Origin of the sequence: Exiguobacterium sp. SH31, from assembly GCF_001816105.1 — a bacterium.
GTDB lineage: Bacteria > Bacillota > Bacilli > Exiguobacteriales > Exiguobacteriaceae > Exiguobacterium > Exiguobacterium aurantiacum_A.
In genome coordinates, this window is sequence record NZ_LYTG01000011.1 from 23,518 (window position 1) to 43,726 (window position 20,209).

Here is a 20,209-nt window from a genome sequence, read left to right on the forward strand (position 1 = left end):
TCGCTCGTGTCACGATGAAAAAAGTGACGATGGCATCTCGTCACTCGGTCGACTTCGGTTCTAACGATACGATCAACGTCTCATCGACGACGTAATAGGGCCGTTTTGGCAACACTTTCAAATAGCCGCCTTCACGCAGACGCGTCAAATCAATTTGCGCCGTCTGTTGGAATTTACGTAGCGGTAATTTTTTTTCTTGCTCGAAATATAAGTCGAGCGCCCGCTGCACCTGGTCCATTTCATAGACGACGTCACGCTCGTCCTCTGGGGCGATGTGGAACGTCTCTTTTGACATGTAAAACCGCTGTCTTGGTTTGCCTGGCAAGTGACGTTTCAAACGTCCGAGATCGATCTCTTGGGACTCGTCCAACAGCACCGTCCGGTTGACCCCTTTCGGTAACGTCTGTTCATACTCATGAATGGCTTCTCGTAGCTGCGGCAACGTGATATCGACTTCTTGCTCGACCACGTCTTCTTTTTGAGTCAGACGCTGCCACCAATTTTTACCTGACCGTGTTTGTCGCTCCATACACTCCCCCCTCTCCCCGTTCCTTTCCCGTTATCTTTGACCATCTCACCTTATATTCGCATATTCACGAAAAAAACCTTCCTTTTTTCAAAGGAAGGTTTGACGCTTATTTCAATTTGTTACGGAGGACCATCTGGAGGATCCCGCCGTGACGGTAGTAGTCGATCTCAATTTCCGAGTCGAAGCGGGCGACGACTTTGAACGCTGTCACGGTGCCGTTTTCATGCGTGGCCGTGACGTTCAAGATGTCGCGCGGACGTACCGACTCATCGACTTGAATATCGAGTGCCTCTTCGCCTGTCAGTCCGAGTGATTCCGCAGACTCCCCGTCCATGAACTGAAGCGGTAACACACCCATCATGACGAGGTTTGAACGGTGAATCCGTTCGAAGCTTTGGGCGATGACGGCACGAATACCGAGCAGGTTCGTACCTTTGGCTGCCCAGTCACGCGACGAGCCCATGCCGTAGTCGTTTCCGGCGAGCACGATCAAGCCTGTGCCCTGCTCTTTATATTTCATAGCCGCATCATACATCGGCATGATCTCACCTGTCGGCCAGTACGTCGTGTACCCGCCTTCTGTGCCAGGCGCGACTTGGTTACGGATACGGATGTTCGCGAACGTACCGCGCATCATCACTTCGTGGTTACCACGACGCGACCCGTATGAGTTGAAGTCGAGCGGCGCGACGCCTTTCGACTGCAGGTATTGCCCAGCTGGTGTCGTCTTCGAGAACGCTCCTGCCGGCGAGATGTGGTCAGTCGTAACCGAATCGGCGAACTTACCGATGACACGAAGACCATTAAGTGGGAGCACAACGCCCGCTTCCGGTTCGAGGTTTTCGAAGAACGGCGGGTTTTGGATGTACGTCGAGTCGTCCGAGAAGTCGTACAAGTTACCTTCTGGGACGGCGAGTGCGTTCCAACGTTCGTTGCCCGTGAACACCGTGTCATACTCTTTACGGAACGCTTCCGGCGAGACGACGTCTTGGACGACCATCTTGATCTCATCGTTTGACGGCCAGATGTCTTTGAAGAAGACCTCGTTGCCGTCTTTATCCGTCCCGAATGATTCATTCATGATGTCGAAGTTGACCGACCCTGCGAGCGCGTAAGCGACGACGAGTGGCGGTGACGCCAAGAAGTTCGCTTTGACGAGCGGATGGACGCGGCCTTCGAAGTTACGGTTACCCGAGAGGACAGACGACACGAGAAGATCGTTCGACGTGATCGTCTCTTCGACTTCGCGGTCGAGCGGCCCAGAGTTCCCGATACATGTCGTACAGCCGTAACCGACCGTGTTGAACCCGAGCTGGTCGAGGTACGTCGTGAGTCCGGCTTTATCGAGGTAGTCAGTAACGACTTTCGAGCCCGGGGCGAGCGACGTCTTCACGTATTTCGGTACCGTGAGTCCACGTTCGACGGCTTTCTTGGCCACGAGGCCAGCGCCGACCATGACGTAAGGGTTCGACGTGTTCGTACAGCTCGTGATCGCCGCGATTGCGACGTCACCCGTCTGCATGTCGACCGGTCCATCCTCATAATGGATGGCAGCTTTCTTGTCGAGCTCGGCACGGTCGAGACCGAAGCCGCTGTGTCCGGCCGGTGCGCTCAAGCTGTCGATGAACGCCGTATGCAAGTCAGACAAGTTGATGCGGTCTTGCGGACGTTTCGGGCCTGCGAGTGAAGGTTCTACTTTAGACAAGTCGAGCGTGAGCGTCTTTGTGAACGCCGGATCGGCTTGATCAGGTGTGTAGAACATGTCGTTCGCTTTCGAGTACGCCTCGACGAGGTCAATCAACTCTTCTGAGCGACCTGTCGTACGCATGTAGTTCAACGTTTCCGTATCGACCGGGAAGAAGCCGCAAGTCGCCCCGTATTCAGGCGCCATGTTAGCAATCGTCGCCCGGTCAGAGAGCGGCATCGTGTGGAGCGACGGTCCGAAGAACTCGACGAACTTGCCGACGACCTTCTCGTTACGGAGCATCTCGGTCACGACGAGCGCGACGTCTGTCGCTGTGACACCTGGGTTGACCTCACCGATGATCTTGACGCCGACGACGTCTGGTACCGGGAAGTATGACGGTTGGCCGAGCATGCTCGCTTCGGCTTCGATTCCGCCGACACCCCAGCCGAGGACACCGAGTCCGTTGATCATGGTTGTGTGCGAATCCGTTCCGACGAGTGAATCTGGATACGCGACATTTCCTGTCCCATCATTCTTTTCAAGCACGACCGACGCCAAGTACTCGAGGTTGACTTGGTGGACGATTCCCGTCGCCGGTGGTACGGCACGGTAGTTGTCAAACGCAGTCTGCGCCCAACGTAAGAATTTGTAACGCTCTTCGTTCCGCTCGAACTCGATGTCCATGTTTTTCATGAGCGCGCCGGCGAATCCGTAGGCATCGACTTGGACCGAGTGGTCGACGACGAGATCGACCGGGATTTCCGGGTTGATTTTGTTCGGGTCGCCACCAAGGTCAGCCATCGCTTTACGAAGTGAAGCGAGGTCGACGACAGTCGGGACACCCGTGAAGTCTTGCAAGACGACGCGAGCCGGTTTGAACGGTACGTCAATGTCTTTCGAGACTCCGGCAGTACCCCATTTTGCCAAGTTCTCGACGTGTTCTTTCGTGATGGCACGGCCGTCTTGTTGACGCAAAACTGATTCGAGCAAGACGCGAATCGAGTACGGGAGGCGGCTGAGTTCCGTCACCCCATCTTCCTCTAACTTTTTAAGTCGGTAATAATCGTGAGCTTGTCCGTTGACCTCGAACTGTGTCCGAGATGAAAAAGCGTCTACTACGTTCGTCTGTTCCATACAATTTCCCCCTTTTTGAAAGCGACGACCACAGCAGTTGCCGTAATCGCTTACTTATCACATGTTTATCATAATACAACTATAGCGTGACGTAAAATACATTCCGTCACAAATTAGTCATAAGTAAAACTTATCAATTGCTCCGATCATCTCAAAACACGAAAAAAAGACGGCCATCTAAGGCCGCCTTTACAATCTAGCTTATTCGGCACCGATCTCGACATTGACATCGAGTGCGTCGACGAGCGTCAACTCATCTTCATAGCGTTCTTTGAAACGGTCAAACGTGAACTCGTTGGCGAACAAGAACACAGGGCGTTCCCAACGGTCGATCACGAGCATGTTCCGTGAGTCTTGGAACGGCTTGAGCGCCTTCAATTCTTTGTCCTTCACCCAACGAGCGACACTGTACGATACCGGCTCCATCCGGATGTCGACCCCGTACTCGTTATTGAGACGATATTCGAACACCTCGAACTGGAGTTGACCGACCGCGCCGAGATAAATCTCGTTATACTCGTTGCGGTACACTTGGATCGCTCCTTCTTGGGCGAGTTGCTCGACACCTTTGTGGAAGTGTTTCGACTTGAGCGAGTTGATCGGCGAGACGCGCATGAACAATTCCGGCGGGAACGTCGGCAACGCCTCGAACGCGATCTTTTGCTTCGACGTCGTGATCGTGTCACCGATTTGGTACGTCCCAGAATCGTAAATCCCGATGACGTCACCGGCAAACGCCTTATCGACAGTCTCACGGTCGTTGGCCATCAACTGCGTCGATTGACTCAGTTTGATTTTCTTGCCGGTCCGCGTCAACGTGACGTCCATTCCCCGTTCGAACACACCCGAACAGATGCGGACGAAGGCGATGCGGTCACGGTGGGCCGGGTTCATGTTCGCTTGAATCTTGAAGACGAAACCACTGAAGTCTTCAGACGTCGGGTCGATCGGACCGACGTTCGATTTACGGGCCTCTGGGGCCGGCGACATATCGAGGTAGTGGTCTAAGAAAGACGTCACCCCGAAGTCGACGAGCGCCGTGCCGAAGAAGACAGGTGTCAGCTTACCTGATTGGATCGCCTCGACGTCAATGTCGTTGCCGGCACCGTCTAACAGGTCGATCTCGTCGCGCAAGTTCGTCAAGTTTTCTTCTGTCAAGTAGTTGGCGAGCACAGGATCGTTGACCCCGTCCTCGTTCAACGTGAGCTTGCCTTTCTCGCCACGGAACAAGTGGATCTCGTTCTTGATACGATCGAACACACCTTCGAACTGCATCCCGCTGCCGATTGGCCATGTGACGGCGACCGAAGGCATACCGAGCACTTCTTCAAGTTCTTCCATGAGCTCAAGCGGATCTTTTGCCTGACGGTCCAACTTGTTCATGAACGTGAAGATCGGGATACCACGCATACGACAGACTTGGAATAATTTCTTCGTCTGTGTCTCGATCCCTTTGGCGGCATCGATGACCATGACCGCGCTGTCGACAGACGTCAAGACGCGGTACGTGTCTTCTCCGAAGTCGTTGTGACCCGGCGTGTCCATGATCGAGACGACCTTGTCGCGATAGACGAACTGCATGACAGAAGACGTGACAGAGATGCCCCGTTGTTTCTCGATTTCCATCCAATCGGACTTGGCGTGTTTTGAGTTTTTGCGGGCTTTGACCGTCCCCGCTTCGCGGATCGCTCCCCCGTGTAAGAGCAATTTCTCCGTGAGTGTCGTCTTACCGGCATCCGGGTGGGAGATGATGCCGAAAATGCGGCGTTTCTCTACTTCTTGTTTTAATTGGTTCATATATTGTCCTTTCCCTTCCAGACTTTCAACTTCATTCTCATTTCTGACTGCAACGCTCTCTATTCTAACGAAACGGTGTCGTTTCGTCCATCATTATAGGATGCTCATGCTTTTGTATTCGCGGTCTTTTTTGTATACTAAGCTTGAATGATTGTGAAATGAAAGAACGGGGGAAAGACGATGCCAGAAAACTTGATGATGTATTTCATTGTCTTCTGGGGATTTGTGATGATCGGGTTGATGACGATCGGCGGATACTTCATGTTCCGTAAGTTTTTAAAACGGATGCCGAAAGAAGACGGCCGCTCTCTCCTAGATATCGAGGACGATTACATCGCGAAGACACGCCACCTGTGGACACCCGAGACACGGACGCTACTCGATCGGCTCGTCACGCCAGTGCCTGAGCTGTTCCGCGATGTCGCCATTCGCAAGATCGCCGGCAAGATCGGACAGTTCGCGCTCGAATCGAGAGCGAAAGTGATGACGACGGAGCTCGTCGTCAAAGGATATATCGCCGCCACACCGAAGCGGGACCACAAGTTTTTGAAGAAAGCGCTCGAAGAAGAGCAAATCGATTGGATGACTTATAAGCGTTATTTCCAACAGTGAAGATTCGAAAAACAACGGCATACCTCGCTCGAGGTATGCCGTTGTTTATGTCGTCGCGATGCGCTTATATTTTTGATACATGGCGATCCGCCACGGCACGATCATGCCCCAGGCGATCAAATAGAACAAGCCGCCCGTCGCGAAGATGTTGACCTCGTCGCCGAGGAACGCTTTCATGACCGTCCGGATCGCGAGTAAGACGAAGACGACGATGAAAAACGCTTTCGAGCGGGATAAATAAACCTCACCATCACGTTTTTCAAAATTGGACGTCTTGATCAAAAAGATACTAAAAATCAAGCCTACGACAAGCGCCTCCCCGACTTCGAGCCAAGTCAGACGAAAAGCCGGCACTACAAATTGCAGCATGCCCGTCGACATCGCGAGCGGTGGAATCAAGATTTTTTTCGCATTCGTCGGTCGGGCCGATGCCTTCACGCGAACGAAACTCGCGATGACCCCCATCAGCAATGCGACGAGAGTCGATCCCCAAAATATCGACATATGGTCAGCCCCTTTAGAATCCGGTGAATCCCACTAATTCGCTCATCCAGGCAGCGAAGCGGTTCATTCCATCAAAATATAATACGACTCCGAAAGCCATCATCAAATAGCCTCCGAACTTTGCCACTTTCGCGCTGTTGCGCGCCAAATATTTAATTTTCCCGACGAAGCTGGCCATGATGAGAAACGGGATCGAGAACCCGATGACGTAAGCGAGCATATACCCCATGCCTTGGCTCGGGTTAGACGCAGCCAGTGCGATCACCCCGGCGAGAATTGGTCCTGTGCACGGCGTCCATCCGGCTGCGAATCCGATTCCGATCAACACGGTCCCAAAATACCCGCTCTTCCGTTCTCCAAGTGCGAGTTTCTTTTCGCGCATCATGAAGCGCGGTTGCCACAGCCCCGCTAAAAAGACCCCGAACACAAAAATAAGGATTGCCCCGAACATGCGTAGACTATCTTTAAATTGAATGAAGAAGTCGGCGATCAACGAAGTCGATAAACCGAGGACGAGAAAGACGATCGAGAATCCAAATAAGAATGAGAACGTATGAAACCAAGCCGTCCGTTGCCGGAGCCCTTCGCTTTTCAAGTCAGAGACAGATACCCCTGTGATATACGACAAAAAGACCGGATAGAGCGGCAGCGTACACGGTGATAAAAAAGACAAGACGCCCGCCCCAAAAGCGAGCCATAAAGTGACTTCCATGCGTTTTTCCACCTTTCAGCCTCATTATAGCGAAAACCATTTCAAAATGCTCGCATCTTTTCTCCGTCCACTTCGTCCGATTTTGTAATCATTGAAATGGAAATGTAACTTGTGATGTGTAGTGTTGAATGCTAAGATTTGGATATTCTACTTCACCAGGTTCTATTTTAATACGATGGGGGAAATACCGTGGCGGTCATCACAGCTGAAACCTTACACTATGCCATTGAACAAAAACGCGATGAACTGTATGAAATCGCCTCGCAGTACAGTTGGACGTCTCCAGAAGTGATTCATGTCAGCCAAGAGCTAGACACGTTAATCACGTCTCACGTCCTTTCGAAACAGCTAACAGACAACTTAAATTGACTACTTACTTCAGCTCGTCACATCTTTTGTGGCGAGCTTTTTCCATGGAAAAAAGGACACCCCTTAAGGTATCCTTTGAAGATTATGACATCAGACGTTGTCCTGACTGTAACTCATACATTTTTTTGTATAATCCATCATGCTTCAATAAGGCCTGATGGTTGCCCCGTTCGACGATCTCGCCGCGATGTAAGACAAGAATCAAGTCGGCATCCTGTATCGTCGACAAGCGGTGGGCGATCGCGATCGTCGTTCGTCCACGACGCATCCGGTCGAGGGCGAACTGTACCCGCTCCTCCGTCTCCGTGTCGATCGAGCTCGTCGCCTCGTCCAAGATCAGTATTTTCGGATCACGAGCGACCGTTCGGGCGAAGGCGAGCAACTGCCGTTCCCCGCTCGAGAACGTCGCTCCCCGTTCGCCGACTGTATGACCATACCCCGTCTCGAGTTTTTCGATGAACGTATTCGCTTGGACAAACTCCGCCGACTGGCGTACTTTATCGGAATCAACTGTCGGGTTGAACAATTTTAAATTATCCTCGATCGTGCCACTGAACAAGAACGGGTCTTGTAAGACGAGACCGATCTTATCGCGAAGTTCCACTTCCTCGAACTGTTCGAGCGGGTGTCCGTCGATGGTGATCTGTCCCCCTTCATACGGATAAAACCGAGTGAGCAAGTTGATGATCGAGCTTTTCCCGCTCCCCGTGTGACCGACGAGCGCGACCGTCTCACCCGGCTTGGCGACGAACGAGATGTTCTTCAAAACATCGACTTCCCCGTCATAACTGAACGTGACATCGTCAAACCGAACTTCTCCTGCCTCGATCGCTGCCTCGCCGGAAAGACTTTTTCCTGGCGCCGGTTCATCGGTGTCGAGCACTTTGAAGACGCGGTCTGCCGAGACGACCGCTTGTTGGAACTCACTCAGCCGTTGCATGATATCGAGCACGGGGCGGAAAATGCGCTCGATGTAACTGATGAACGCATAGACGACCCCGACTTGAACTTGTTCCGTCATCGACAGGAAGCCATAGTAGCCGAGCAAACCGATGATCGAGAACGCAAGCAACAGCTCGATGATCGGGCGGAGCAACATACTATCGAGCTTCAAGTTCTTGAACCGTGCTTCTTGATGCGCCTCGTTCGTCGCTTCGAACTGACGGACGAGACGCTCTTCTTGACGGAATTGTTGAACGATACCCATCCCGTTGATCGACTCGCTCAACTGCGCGTTCAGTTGCGATAACAAATCACGGACTTGGGCAAAGTATTTAGTCGAGTACCGGCGATACGCCCAAATGATGAGCCAAAACAACGGGAGGAGGACGAGCCCGATCGTGGCGAGCGTCGGCTCTAAAATGTACAGGAAGATATACGTCCCGAGCAATTGAACGCCTGACTGGACGAACGTGCTCATCACGCCGACGTATAACTCTTTCACCGCTTCCGTGTCGTTCGTGATCCGGGAGACGAGCACACCCGCCGGCGTCCGGTCGAAATAGGCGAGACGCAGCCCCATCACATGACGGAAGATGTCCATTCGAATATTTTGGACGATTTTAAGGGCGATCTTCTGAAACGCAATCGATTGTAAATAGTCGAAGATGACGGCCGAGATGTGTAACACCATATAGACGACGAGCAGCGTGACGACCCAATTCGTCGGATAGACGCCCGGTGTCACGAACTCATCGATGAACACTTTGATTAAAAACGGTCCGGCAAGCTTCGCTCCCGTCGCAAGAAGTAAAAAGACGAAGGCGAGGCTGAGCGGCCGGCCGTATCGTTTCGTATAGGCCAATAACCGCTTGATGACCGACCATTCTTGAATATCATGCTTCATGGTGGCCCCCTCCTTCCACGATCGCCTCAAGTTGTTGGCGGTCGTACGTTTCTTTGTACCAGCCCGGTTCTCGAATGAGATCGTTGTGTCGGCCTCGCTGAATGACTTGGCCATCAGCGAGTACGAGGATCTCATCGGCATGCTCCACTGCCGACAGACGGTGGGCGACGATCAATCGAGATTGCTCCGGATTGCCGACACGGAAATGTTCGATGATGGCTTCTTCCGTCTTCGCATCGACAGCCGACAACGCGTCATCAAGGATTAAGAGATCGGCCTCGATCATAAGCGCCCGGGCAATCGAGATACGTTGCTTCTGTCCCCCCGAGAGCGTTACGCCGCGTTCACCGACTAGCGTGGCATACCCTTCCGGCAACCTTAAGATGTCGTCATGCACTTCGGCGATTTTGGCAGCCTCCATGATCTCATCCATTTTTGCTTCCGGTTTTCCGAAGGCGATATTGCTCGCAATCGAATCCGAGAACAGGAAGTGGTCTTGCGGGACGAGGGCGACTTTATCTAGTAGAAGTGATTTTTTGACTTGACGAACATTGACGCCGCCGATTTTGATTTTACCGTCGGTCACGTCATATTCACGGGTCAACAATCGAACGATCGTCGTCTTACCAGAACCGGTCCGACCGACAATCCCGAGTGTTTTGCCACGCTCGATCCGGAACATGACATCACGCAGCACGGTCGTATCGTCATAACGGAACGAACCGATATCCGCCTCGAGCTCGGAATGATCCAGTTTCGTCGCCGCCATCGGATCGTCTTGGATCTCCGGCTTGATGGCGAGCATGCGCTCGATCCGGTCGTACGAAGCCCGACCACGTTCGACGATATTGAACAACCAACCGAAGGCGAGCATCGGCCAAGTGAGCAGACTAAGATAAGCGGTAAAACTGACGATTTGACCGATTGTGAGCTCGCCTTGTTCAATCAAGTAGGCCCCGTAGCCGATCGACAATATGTAAGATAATCCGACGATCCCGAAGATTGTCGGGTCGTACAAGGCGTCAATTTTAGCGACACGGACGTTTTTTGCCATGACTTCATCTGACAACTTCTCGAACGATTCGACGTCGTGGTCGACTTCCCCGGTCGATTTCAAGACGCGAATCCCACTCACACTCTCCTGAACCTTGTCATTCAATTCGGAAAATGCCGCTTGGGCGACACCGAACCGGCTATGGAGCATCTTTCCATATCGTGTCGTCAAAATGACCATGATCGGCAGCGGTAGTAAAGCGACGACCGTCAGCTTCCAGCTGATCGTCGTCACCATCGTGATGATGACGAACGTACCCATCGTCACACTGTCGACGAGCGTCAAAATACCCGCCCCCGCCGTCGTCGAGACAGCCTGGACATCGTTCGTCGCGTGCGCCATCAAATCACCGACACGCGACTTTTTATAAAACCGTTGATCCAAATCCGTGAAGTGACGATACAGTTGGCTCCGGAGCAGGCGTCCGAGCCGGATCGAGGCCCCGAAAATAAAGTAGCGCCAAAAAAAGCGCGCCACATAGTTTCCGATCCCGACAGCCGCAAGGCCTCCTAGCAGCATCCACAGCAAGTCCGCTTCGAGCGAACCTTGGTTCATCCCATCGATGACTCGGCCGATAATGCGCGGCGGTATGAGCTCGAGTGCGGCGACAAACATGAGCAAGACGATACCGACTGCATACGTCCGCCATTCGAGCCTGAAGAACCAAGCTAATTGTTTAAATACACGAATCTGAAACGCCCCCTATATCTTGAAATAAGACTATTCATTTATGGTAGCGAAAGTTTGTTCGATTGTCGAACAAAAGATGAATAAAAAAAGCACTTCGCGGGTGCGAAGTGCTTCGGTGACTCATTATGATTTTTTTTCGTTCTTCGCTTGAACGTTCATGGCACGCATCACTTGGTTGACTTTTTTCTGTGACGGCTTTTGACCCATCTGCATCATTAACGTACGAATCATGTCTTCGTTGATTGGTGGGTTCTGTTCAAGGTAGTTCATCATGTATTTACGAGCGATGAAGAACCCGATCGCGATACCCCCGATAAGTGCTGCCACGACAAGAAGAATCCAAATAAATGTACTCAAGGTTTTACCTCCTCTACCATATGAAACATCGTTTTTTACTATACACTATATTGCGCTAATTCGCTAGTCGTCAGAAAAAAAAGTGATGACCTAGACATCGTCTAGGCCATCACACGTTTTTAATGATAATTATAGTGATTTGACAGCGTCGACGACGTTCTCGACCGACATGCCGTATTCTTTCATGAGGAGGTCTCCAGGAGCCGAGGCACCGAACTTGTCGATTCCAAGCACTTTACCGCCGAATCCGACGTATTTGTACCATCCGAGCGTCGAACCTGCTTCAAGCGAGACGCGTTTCGTGATCGACGAAGGAAGAACTGATTCCTTGTACTCTGCCGATTGGGCTTCGAACAGTTCCCATGACGGCATTGAGACGACAGCAGCGTTCACGCCTTCAGCAGCGAGTTGCTCGCGTGCTTCGACGAGGACATGGACTTCTGAGCCTGTACCGAGAAGAAGGACGTCCGCTTCGCTAGACTTACCTGCGACGACGTAGGCACCTTTCGCCGCGTCTTCGACAGATGTTCCTACGAGTTCTGGCAACGCTTGACGTGTCAAGACGAGAAGTGACGGAGCTGACGTCGTCGTGATCGCTTGTTTCCAAGCGGCGATCGTCTCTTTACTGTCTGCCGGACGGAGAACTGACAAGTTCGGCATCGCCCGGAAGCTCATCAAGTGCTCGACCGGTTCGTGCGTCGGACCGTCTTCACCGACTGCGATCGAGTCATGCGTCAAAACGAATGTCGACGGAATTCCCATGAGTGCAGCGAGACGGACCGCTGGACGGAGGTAATCCGAGAAGACGAAGAACGTTGCGCCGTAAGGAAGTACGCCACCGTGAAGTGCCATCCCGTTGACAGCTGCCGCCATTGCGAATTCACGGACACCGAACCAGATGTTACGGCCAGCCGGATCTTCGTCGAAGTCAGCCGCGCCTTTAATCATCGTGTTGTTCGAGCCGGCGAGGTCAGCCGATCCACCGAACAATGTCGGTACCGATTTCGCAATCGCGTTCAAGACTTCTCCGCTCGTTTGGCGCGTCGCTTTTTTCGAACCGACTTCAAACGTTGGCAACTCGCTATCCCAACCTTCAGGAAGTTCGTTGTTCATCGCACGTTCGAACTGAGCACCGAGTTCAGGATGAGCCGATTTGTAGGCTGCGACGAGCTCGTTCCAATCCGACTCAGCTTTAGCGCCAGGCTCAACGACTTTATCGTTGAACAAGTCGTACACTTCGTTCGGGACGTAGAAGTTCTCGCCTTCCCATTTATAGAACTGTTTCGTGAGCTCGATTTCTGCTTCTCCAAGTGGAGCGCCGTGTGATGCCGATTTACCTGATTTATTCGGTGAACCGAAACCAATGACCGTCTTCACTTCAATCATCGTCGGTTTAGACGTCTCAGCTTTCGCCTCGTCGATCGCTTTGGCGATCGTATCGATGTCCGTTCCATCCTCGACGCGAATGACTTGCCATCCGTAAGCGTTGAATCGATCTTCTACGCTTTCCGAGAACGACTTATGGAGATCCCCGTCAAGCGAGATGTCGTTTGAATCATACAAGACGACGAGTTTACCGAGTTTCAAGTGACCGGCGAGTGAGGCAGCCTCAGCCGACACACCTTCCATCAAGTCACCGTCTCCACAAATTCCGAACGTATAGTGGTCAACCACGTTGAACTCGTCGCGGTTGTATGTTGCTTCCAAATGCTTCTCAGCCATTGCCATACCTACAGCCATCGCAATCCCTTGACCGAGTGGTCCCGTCGTCGCGTCTACACCAGCCGTGTGACGATACTCAGGGTGTCCTGGCGTCTTCGAGTCTTTTTGACGGAACGACTTGAGGTCGTCGAGTGAAAGGTCGTAACCAGACAAGTGAAGCAGCGAGTACAACAGCATCGAACCGTGTCCCGCTGAAAGGACGAACCGATCGCGGTTGAACCAGTTCGGGTTTTTCGGGTTGTGACGCATTTTGTCTGTCCAAAGCGTGAACGCCATCGGGGCCGCACCCATCGGCATACCTGGGTGACCTGAGTTCGCTTGTTGGACAGCATCAATCGAGAGCGTCCGAATCGAGTTAATCGCTAATAATTCTTTAGTAGTTGTTTCCACTAATTTCATCCTCTCTGTTGTTAAGAAAGTTTCTACCCGTCATATTTTAGCACACTCAATCGTGTGTCACAACTAATTAAATAGTATGTCACATTGATTGGAATCGTTTACTTCCATACGTCTGTTTTCGAGGGAATGGTCGAACCTTATCGAGCTTCGTGTATAACAAACATGCACATCCTATACGAAATAGGATGTGCATTCGAGTTCATTCAGAACGGTGTCGGTTCTGTTCGTCTTTTAGTTTTTCTGGTGTCACGTCGTTGCCTTCCGGATCGACGACTTTCATGCCCATCATCTGGGATTTGAACGATTGACGGAACGCTTTTAAATATTGTTGACGCAACGCTTGTTGCTCGTCCATCTCTTGTTGTGACAAACCGTCTGTCTTTGCCTTGTTGGCGAGGAAGTTAATCCGCTCCAATTGTTCGGGTGCTAACATAATGGTTCGCCCCCTCTCTACTGAATTTGTAGTTCTACTGTACAAAATCAGGGCGCAGGAATCAAGTTTCTGGCACTGCCACATGTTCCAAATAGCGACGGTTCACAGTCGCTTTCGAGACTTCGTAGCCGAATCCGCGGAGCGTGGCCGCAATTTCAGCGAAGGTGAGCCCCCGCTCCCGGAGTTGGACGATCTCCTCGATCGGCACTTCGATCCGGCTCCTCCCACCTTGGTCATGGTGCTGAATGTTGCGTTGCGGGTTGAAGCCGTTCGCGACCGCCCGGCGCATGCCGCGCGATATCTTGGCGTTATGAATCTTCCGTTGATACTCCTCGACGACGCTGACAATCTCAAGCACCATCTTCTCGGCGTCGGAGACGACGTATTCGTCGGACGACTGCATTGTCAACAGCCGGACGTTATGCTTCATGAGCGTATGCAAGATGGCGATTTTTGCATTCCCTCGGCCGAGGCGACTGTCATCGCTCACGAGCACGGCATCGAGCTTTGACGCCGACACATGCTCTAACAGATCGAGCAGACCCGTCCGGTTGACCTCGAAACCGCTCTCTTGTTCGGTGATCACATCGATCACTTCCGCATCGAGACGTTTGGCCATCTGTAACAATTCCGCTTCTTGCCTCGTGAGCGAGGTTTCCTGAGTGGACTTGTTCGTCGATACGCGACAATAAATGACGACTCGCATCTCGTCACTTCCTTTCTTTCCAGTCATCCTTTTACGATACACAGGATGAGCGGGTGTTCGCAATCCAAATCGATCATTCAGCGGCGAACCACGTCGTTCTCCGTTCTTCTTTTTCCGCACGTTCCGCTAACAGCTGGGCTTCGAGCGTCTCCGCTTCGTTGAACGCAACTTCTTGTTCGATACTTCTTTCGACCGTCATCACTGTCGGCTCACCAACTTCGCCTTGGCGAAACTCGCCGACTAAGTAAAAGGCGAACATCCCGAGCACTACCATTCCGACCAATATAAATCCGTTGATTGTATCTTTCATTTGAACCGCCTCCAAATATGAGAATATGCGTTCTTAGGAACGTCTGTTCGTTTATCTGTTCTCATCATAAAACAGGAACCTCTGTTCGGTCAAGAAAAAACGAACGAATGTTTGTACGCTCATATGTTCTTGTGTTAAAATAAATCCATAAAGAATAGGATGCGTTCGCAGGTTATTCGACATAAACGAGGTGAAATCCATTGAAAAAAATGTCAGCAAGACAGCAACAGATTCTTGATTTTATAAAAGCTGAAGTTCGGACGAAAGGTTATCCCCCGTCAGTCCGAGAAATTGGTGAAGCGGTCGGTCTCGCATCGAGCTCGACCGTGCACGGTCACTTGGACCGTCTTGAAAAACGTGGATTGATTCGGCGCGATAAGACAAAACCGCGTGCGCTCGAAGTGTTGAGCGAGGACGCCCCGTCAATCGAGGAGCGTGAGACGGTCATGTACGTCCCGGTTATCGGGAAAGTTACGGCCGGAACACCGATTACGGCGATCGAGAACGTGGAAGAACACTTCCCGCTCCCGGCCCATATCGTCGGTTCGGATAACGTGTATATGCTCTCCGTCTCTGGCGATTCGATGATCAACGCCGGAATCCTCGACGGGGACCGCGTACTCGTGAGACAACAAAACACGGCAGACAATGGAGAGATTGTCGTCGCGATGACGGACGAGGGTGAGGCGACCGTCAAGCGGATCTACAAAGAGGCGTCGAAAGTCCGACTCCAGCCGGAGAACGATGAACTTGAGGCGATGTATTTCGATAACGTATCCATTTTAGGGAAGGTCATCGGTGTATACCGGACGATCCATTAATGGCTAGCGGCAAGACACATACGCGTACGAACCTCGTGGCAATCGGTGCTTTAGCGATTGCCACGCCTTTTATTGATGTCGATATCCCGACTACCCTTTTCCTCGGTGCACTTATCGGGACGTTCTGGCTCTCCCCGGACCTCGATTTGAAATCGGATGCATACTATCGGTGGGGACCGCTGCGTGGTTTTTGGCTCCCTTACGTGAAGCTGATGCCGCACCGGTCTCCGCTGTCGCACTTACCGGTGTTGAGCGATCTCATTCGTGTCATCTACCTCGGCTTCCCGCTCGCACTCATCCTTACGTTCACCCCGTATGAAGCGGCTGTGAAGACGTGGCTCGACTTGAACGGCATCCCGTCCTTCCTCGGTCTCGTGTTCGCGACGACGCTCCATACGGCACTCGACTATGCGTCCACATTTTTCAAACGTGCGTTCTAACCGCAAAACAAGCGACCACTCGATTTCGAGTGGTCGCTTGTTTTGACTAAAAAAACGCCCGATCCATGAAACTGGATCGAGCGTTTTTTCGAGTTCATTCGACTTAGTAGAGCGTCATGTACTGATCGCGTTCCCACTCTGTTACTTGCGTGCGGAACATGTCCCACTCGATCTCTTTCAACTCGAGGAAGTGTTCGCCGATGTGGTCACCGAGCGAATCCATGACGATTTTGTCGGCGCGGAGTACTTCGAGCGCGTCGAAGAGTGTCGCCGGAAGATCGTCGATCCCGTTCGCAACACGCTCTGGCTTGTCCATCACGTAGATGTTGCTGTCGATCGGTTTCGGTGCTTTCAAATCTTTCTCGATGCCGTCAAGACCAGAAGCCAAGAGGGCCGAGAGCGCGAGGTACGGGTTCGCCGCCGGGTCGACCGAACGTACTTCGATACGTGTCGAGAGGCCGCGGGCAGCCGGTACACGAACGAGCGGTGAACGGTTACGAGCGCTCCATGCGACGTAGCATGGTGCTTCGTATCCAGGCACGAGACGCTTGTACGAGTTGACCGTTGGGTTACAGATCGCCGTGAACGCACGTGCATGCTCGAGGATACCAGCTGTGAAGGCGCGTGCCGTATCCGAGAGCTCCATGTCACCGTTCGGGTCGTAGAACACGTTCGTGTCGCCTTTAAAGAGTGACATGTTCGCATGCATCCCTGAACCGTTGACACCGAAGAGTGGTTTCGGCATGAACGTCGCGTGAAGGCCATACTTCGCCGCGATCGTCTTGACGACGAGTTTGAACGTTTGGATGTTGTCGGCAGTCGTTACCGCATCCGCGTATTTGAAGTCGATTTCATGCTGTCCTGGTGCGACTTCGTGGTGTGACGCTTCGATCTCGAAGCCCATGTTTTCGAGCTCGATAACGATTTCTTTACGGCAGTTCTCACCTGAATCGACAGGTGCCAAGTCGAAGTAACCGCCTTGGTCGTTCAATTCGAGTGTCGGCTGTCCGTTCAAGTCTTTCTTGAAGAGGAAGAACTCTGGCTCTGGTCCGACGTTGAACGCTGTGAAGCCGAGCTTTTGCATGTGCTCGAGGTTGCGTTTCAAAATACCGCGCGGGTCACCGCTGAACGGCGTGCCGTCCGGATTATAAATATCACAAATTAAGCGAGCGACTTTACCGCTGCCGTCTGTCCATGGGAAGACAACCCACGTGTTAAGGTCTGGATAGAGGTACATGTCTGATTCCTCGATGCGTACGAACCCTTCGATTGAAGAGCCATCGAACATCATCTTGTTATCAAGTGCTTTGTCCAATTGGCTGATCGGCACCTCGACGTTTTTAATCGTACCGAGGATATCCGTGAATTGAAGACGAATAAAGCGTACGTCCTCTTCTTGTGCGATCCGTTTGATGTCTTCTTTTGTGAACGTTTTTCTGGCCATGGTAAAAGTCCCCTCTCACATTGTGTAATGGTTTGCGTACTGGCGTCATCGATAAAAACGTGACAACTCTCCTTGGATGAGCGACGTTTTATTGAAACGACCAGCTTCTTGAAGCTGCGTTTTCAATAATTGATGTAACTCTTTCTCGGAAATCTTTGGCGGTTCGCTTGGCGGGGCCGTAGAAGCAGGTTGTTCTGTCTCTTTGGCACCGTCGTTGTCGAGCATATGGCGAATCGCCGCCAAGTTGAAGCCTTGGTCAATGAAATCTTTGATTGCGAGTAAACGTTCGACATCATTAAAGGAATAAAGTCGTCGTTTCGATTCCGTCCGACTAGGCGAAACCAGACCCTGTTCTTCGTAATATCGAATCTGCCTGCCTGTCAGTTGCGTCAGATCTTGGACGATCCCAATCGGAAACAACGGGTTGGAGCGACGAAATTGATCGGCCATCCCTTACCCCTCCTTTTCTGTCTCACACTGTGAGAATAATACATGACAACTTTCCTGTCAATAGATGTTAAGAAAGTTAACATGACATTTCGATTACAACGTTTGAGTTGAATTTTCATGGTCAAATGTGACGAGCCCTTTCGTCCGCAATTGGCTCAAGGCGAGCATTAATGCGACTTTCACGTGCGCATAGGTCAAGCCGCCTTGGACGTATGCCGTGTACGGCGCCCGGAGTGGTCCGTCCGCTGATAGTTCGATCGACGAGCCTTGGATGAACGTCCCGGCCGCCATGATGACGTCGTCCTCATAGCCTGGCATATAGGCCGGTACCGGCAACGCGTGGGCGTTGACCGGGGACGCCATCTGAATGCTCTGACAGAACGCGATCATCTTGTCGCGGTCGCGGAACGTGACCGATTGAATCAAATCGGTCCGCCGTGACGTATAATGCGGATCGGTCTCGAAGCCGAGCAGGCCGAGCAGGCTCGCCGTCAAATGGGCCCCTTTCAACGCTTGGGCGACCGTGTGCGGCGCCATATAAAAGCCTTGATACATCTCCTGCAGCGAATAGAGCGACGGACCGGCCTCGCTGCCGATGCCTGGCGTCGTCATCCGGAACGAGCATCGTTCGATCAATGCTTTCGTCCCGGCGATATAGCCGCCCGTCTTCGCCAAGCCACCGCCCGGGTTTTTAATGAGCGAACCGGCCATGAGGTCGGCCCCGACATGTGTCGGCTCAATCGTCTCGACAAATTCGCCGTAGCAGTTGTCGACGAAGACGAACACGTGCGGGTGCGCTGCTTTGATCGCCGCGATCGCCTCGCCGATTTCTGTGACTGGGATGCTGCGTCGATTGGCGTACCCTTTCGAACGTTGGATGCCGACGAGCTTCGTCTCGGGGCGGATCCGTTCGATCGCAGCCGTGACATCGATTTGATCGTCTTTCAACTCGACCGTATCGTAGCCGACACCGAGTTCTTTTAATGAACCGCGGCCGTCGCCGCGGATGCCGACGATCTCTTCGAGCGTATCGTACGGTTTACCCGTGATATACAAGAGTTCATCTCCCGGTAACAGCACACCGAACAAGGCGATCCCGATCGCGTGTGTCCCCGAGATGATTTGCGGACGACAGAGGGCGAGTTCGGCCCCGAACACGTCCGCATAGATCGACTCGAGCGTGTCGCGCCCGATATCGTCATAGCCGTACCCGGTCGTCGGATTGAAATGAAAGTCCGACACTTTATGCTTCTTGAACGATTCGAGGACACGGTATTGGTTGAACTCCGCCGTTTCCTCGATCGCTTCAAAATAAGGTTTCACCCGTTGTTCCGCTTGCTTGACGAACGGGGCCAATTCATCGTAATGCTCAATCTTTTCTTGCCACATCATTCACACCTCAAATGGTTTCAGCGTCGCATATAGACGCGTGTCTTCTCTCATATAACCGACAAGTTCGACCGAGCCGTCGTCAAGGAAGTTCTCCTCGAGCCGGTACATCGAATCTTTGGCCGGATGGTAATGTTCGAACGAACTGACCGGCAAGACGACGTGCACTTTCGTCAACACGTCCGAAATCTTGTCCTCTATCGCGCCGATGAGCGTCTCGATATCGGCCGAGTCGAGCGCCGAGATGACGAGCGGTCCACCGACGAAGTCAGCCGTCAAGCGATCTTTCTTGTTGTACACTTCGAGCTGCGGCAACTCACTCGCGCCGAGATCGGACAAGACCGAATTGGTCGTATCGATCTGGTTCATGTAGTGCGGGTTCGACGCGTCGATGACATGAAGCACGAGGTCGGCTCCGAGCACTTCTTCAAGCGTCGAGCGGAACGCGGCGACGAGTTTCGTCGGTAAGTCGCGGATGAACCCGACCGTGTCGGTGATCAGCACTTTCCCGCCGCGCGGCAGTTCGAGCTCACGCGTGAGCGGATCGAGCGTCGCGAACAGTTCATCCTGTTCATACGTGTCGGCATCGGTCAGACGGTTGAAAATCGTCGACTTGCCGGCGTTCGTGTAACCGACGAGCGCGACTTGGAACACACGGTTCTCTTTCCGGCGCACACGGTAGCGGTCACGGTGCGCGACCGTGCCTTCGAGTTGTTTCTTGATCTCATCGATGCGGCGCTTGATGTGACGGCGGTCACTTTCAAGTTTCGTCTCACCCGGGCCACGTGTCCCAATCCCGCCTCC

General features: G+C 52.5%; 20 protein-coding genes. 4 read left to right on the top strand and 16 right to left on the bottom strand.

Annotated elements, in window-relative coordinates:
• Positions 1-40 precede the first annotated feature (40 nt).
• The 3 genes from A6395_RS01705 to A6395_RS01715 all read right to left on the bottom strand — a co-directional run bounded on the left by A6395_RS01705 (position 41) and on the right by A6395_RS01715 (position 5,147).
• On the bottom strand, positions 41-529 hold the full coding sequence (locus A6395_RS01705) for a DUF3939 domain-containing protein (RefSeq protein WP_084812897.1): 489 nt from the start codon (positions 527-529) through the stop codon (positions 41-43).
• 106 nt (positions 530-635) lie between these two features.
• Positions 636-3,350 (bottom strand): aconitate hydratase AcnA, encoded by a 2,715-nt coding sequence (gene acnA / locus A6395_RS01710; protein ID WP_071397624.1) that lies wholly within the window; start codon positions 3,348-3,350, stop codon positions 636-638.
• A gap of 201 nt (positions 3,351-3,551) precedes the next feature.
• Complete coding sequence (locus A6395_RS01715) at positions 3,552-5,147, bottom strand: peptide chain release factor 3 (protein ID WP_071397625.1); 1,596 nt, start codon at positions 5,145-5,147, stop codon at positions 3,552-3,554.
• Between the two features lie 180 nt (positions 5,148-5,327).
• Between A6395_RS01715 and A6395_RS01720 the strand changes: the two genes are divergently transcribed.
• Positions 5,328-5,759, top strand: coding sequence for a DUF2621 family protein (locus A6395_RS01720; protein WP_070327153.1), 432 nt, complete (start codon positions 5,328-5,330; stop codon positions 5,757-5,759).
• Between the two features lie 45 nt (positions 5,760-5,804).
• On the opposite strand, the gene A6395_RS01725 is transcribed toward A6395_RS01720, so the two are convergent.
• Together A6395_RS01725 and A6395_RS01730 are read right to left on the bottom strand one after the other, a co-directional pair.
• Complete coding sequence (locus A6395_RS01725) at positions 5,805-6,263, bottom strand: CcdC family protein (RefSeq protein ID WP_071397626.1); 459 nt, start codon at positions 6,261-6,263, stop codon at positions 5,805-5,807.
• A gap of 13 nt (positions 6,264-6,276) precedes the next feature.
• Positions 6,277-6,975 carry a cytochrome c biogenesis CcdA family protein gene (locus A6395_RS01730; protein ID WP_071397627.1) on the bottom strand — a complete coding sequence of 233 codons (699 nt, stop codon included), beginning with the start codon at positions 6,973-6,975 and terminating at the stop codon, positions 6,277-6,279.
• 189 nt (positions 6,976-7,164) lie between these two features.
• Here A6395_RS01730 and A6395_RS01735 point away from each other — a divergent pair, with 189 nt between their 5' ends.
• On the top strand, positions 7,165-7,344 hold the full coding sequence (locus A6395_RS01735) for an aspartyl-phosphate phosphatase Spo0E family protein (RefSeq protein WP_071397628.1): 180 nt from the start codon (positions 7,165-7,167) through the stop codon (positions 7,342-7,344).
• Between the two features lie 82 nt (positions 7,345-7,426).
• Here the strand turns inward: A6395_RS01735 and A6395_RS01740 are convergent, their stop codons facing one another.
• The 7 genes from A6395_RS01740 to A6395_RS01770 all read right to left on the bottom strand — a co-directional run bounded on the left by A6395_RS01740 (position 7,427) and on the right by A6395_RS01770 (position 14,861).
• Complete coding sequence (locus tag A6395_RS01740; RefSeq protein ID WP_071397629.1) at positions 7,427-9,190, bottom strand: ABC transporter ATP-binding protein; 1,764 nt, start codon at positions 9,188-9,190, stop codon at positions 7,427-7,429.
• Positions 9,180-10,934, bottom strand: a complete 1,755-nt coding sequence (locus tag A6395_RS01745) for an ABC transporter transmembrane domain-containing protein (protein ID WP_071397630.1) — start codon at positions 10,932-10,934, stop codon at positions 9,180-9,182. Before A6395_RS01745 ends, A6395_RS01740 begins: the two co-directional genes overlap by 11 nt.
• Positions 10,935-11,057: 123 nt before the next feature.
• Entirely contained in the window at positions 11,058-11,291 is a 234-nt protein-coding gene (locus tag A6395_RS01750; RefSeq protein ID WP_070327147.1) for a YneF family protein, read from the bottom strand.
• 129 nt (positions 11,292-11,420) lie between these two features.
• A complete protein-coding gene (gene tkt / locus A6395_RS01755; protein ID WP_071397631.1) occupies positions 11,421-13,412 on the bottom strand; it encodes a transketolase in 1,992 nt (663 codons plus the stop codon).
• Between the two features lie 199 nt (positions 13,413-13,611).
• Positions 13,612-13,845, bottom strand: coding sequence for a DUF896 domain-containing protein (locus tag A6395_RS01760; RefSeq protein WP_070327145.1), 234 nt, complete (start codon positions 13,843-13,845; stop codon positions 13,612-13,614).
• A 61-nt stretch (positions 13,846-13,906) separates the two neighbouring features.
• Positions 13,907-14,551, bottom strand: a complete 645-nt coding sequence (locus A6395_RS01765; protein ID WP_035386380.1) for a YneB family resolvase-like protein — start codon at positions 14,549-14,551, stop codon at positions 13,907-13,909.
• Between the two features lie 73 nt (positions 14,552-14,624).
• On the bottom strand, positions 14,625-14,861 hold the full coding sequence (locus A6395_RS01770; protein ID WP_071397632.1) for a hypothetical protein: 237 nt from the start codon (positions 14,859-14,861) through the stop codon (positions 14,625-14,627).
• Between the two features lie 200 nt (positions 14,862-15,061).
• Here A6395_RS01770 and lexA point away from each other — a divergent pair, with 200 nt between their 5' ends.
• On the top strand, positions 15,062-15,682 hold the full coding sequence (gene lexA / locus A6395_RS01775; RefSeq protein WP_070327143.1) for a transcriptional repressor LexA: 621 nt from the start codon (positions 15,062-15,064) through the stop codon (positions 15,680-15,682).
• The gene (locus A6395_RS01780; protein ID WP_071397633.1) at positions 15,682-16,122 is read left to right on the top strand and encodes a metal-binding protein; all 441 of its coding nucleotides are present in this window, start codon (positions 15,682-15,684) and stop codon (positions 16,120-16,122) included. The genes lexA and A6395_RS01780 overlap by 1 nt, the downstream gene beginning before the upstream one ends.
• A gap of 103 nt (positions 16,123-16,225) precedes the next feature.
• Here A6395_RS01780 and glnA read toward each other — a convergent pair whose 3' ends face one another.
• The 4 genes from glnA to hflX all read right to left on the bottom strand — a co-directional run.
• On the bottom strand, positions 16,226-17,566 hold the full coding sequence (gene glnA / locus A6395_RS01785; RefSeq protein WP_071397634.1) for a type I glutamate--ammonia ligase: 1,341 nt from the start codon (positions 17,564-17,566) through the stop codon (positions 16,226-16,228).
• Positions 17,567-17,611: 45 nt separating this feature from the next.
• Complete coding sequence (locus A6395_RS01790; protein WP_071397635.1) at positions 17,612-18,016, bottom strand: MerR family transcriptional regulator; 405 nt, start codon at positions 18,014-18,016, stop codon at positions 17,612-17,614.
• A 93-nt stretch (positions 18,017-18,109) separates the two neighbouring features.
• A complete protein-coding gene (locus tag A6395_RS01795; RefSeq protein ID WP_071397640.1) occupies positions 18,110-19,405 on the bottom strand; it encodes a methionine gamma-lyase family protein in 1,296 nt (431 codons plus the stop codon).
• 3 nt (positions 19,406-19,408) lie between these two features.
• A partial coding sequence (gene hflX, locus A6395_RS01800) for a GTPase HflX (protein WP_071397636.1) occupies positions 19,409-20,209 on the bottom strand: 801 nt, incomplete at its 5' end.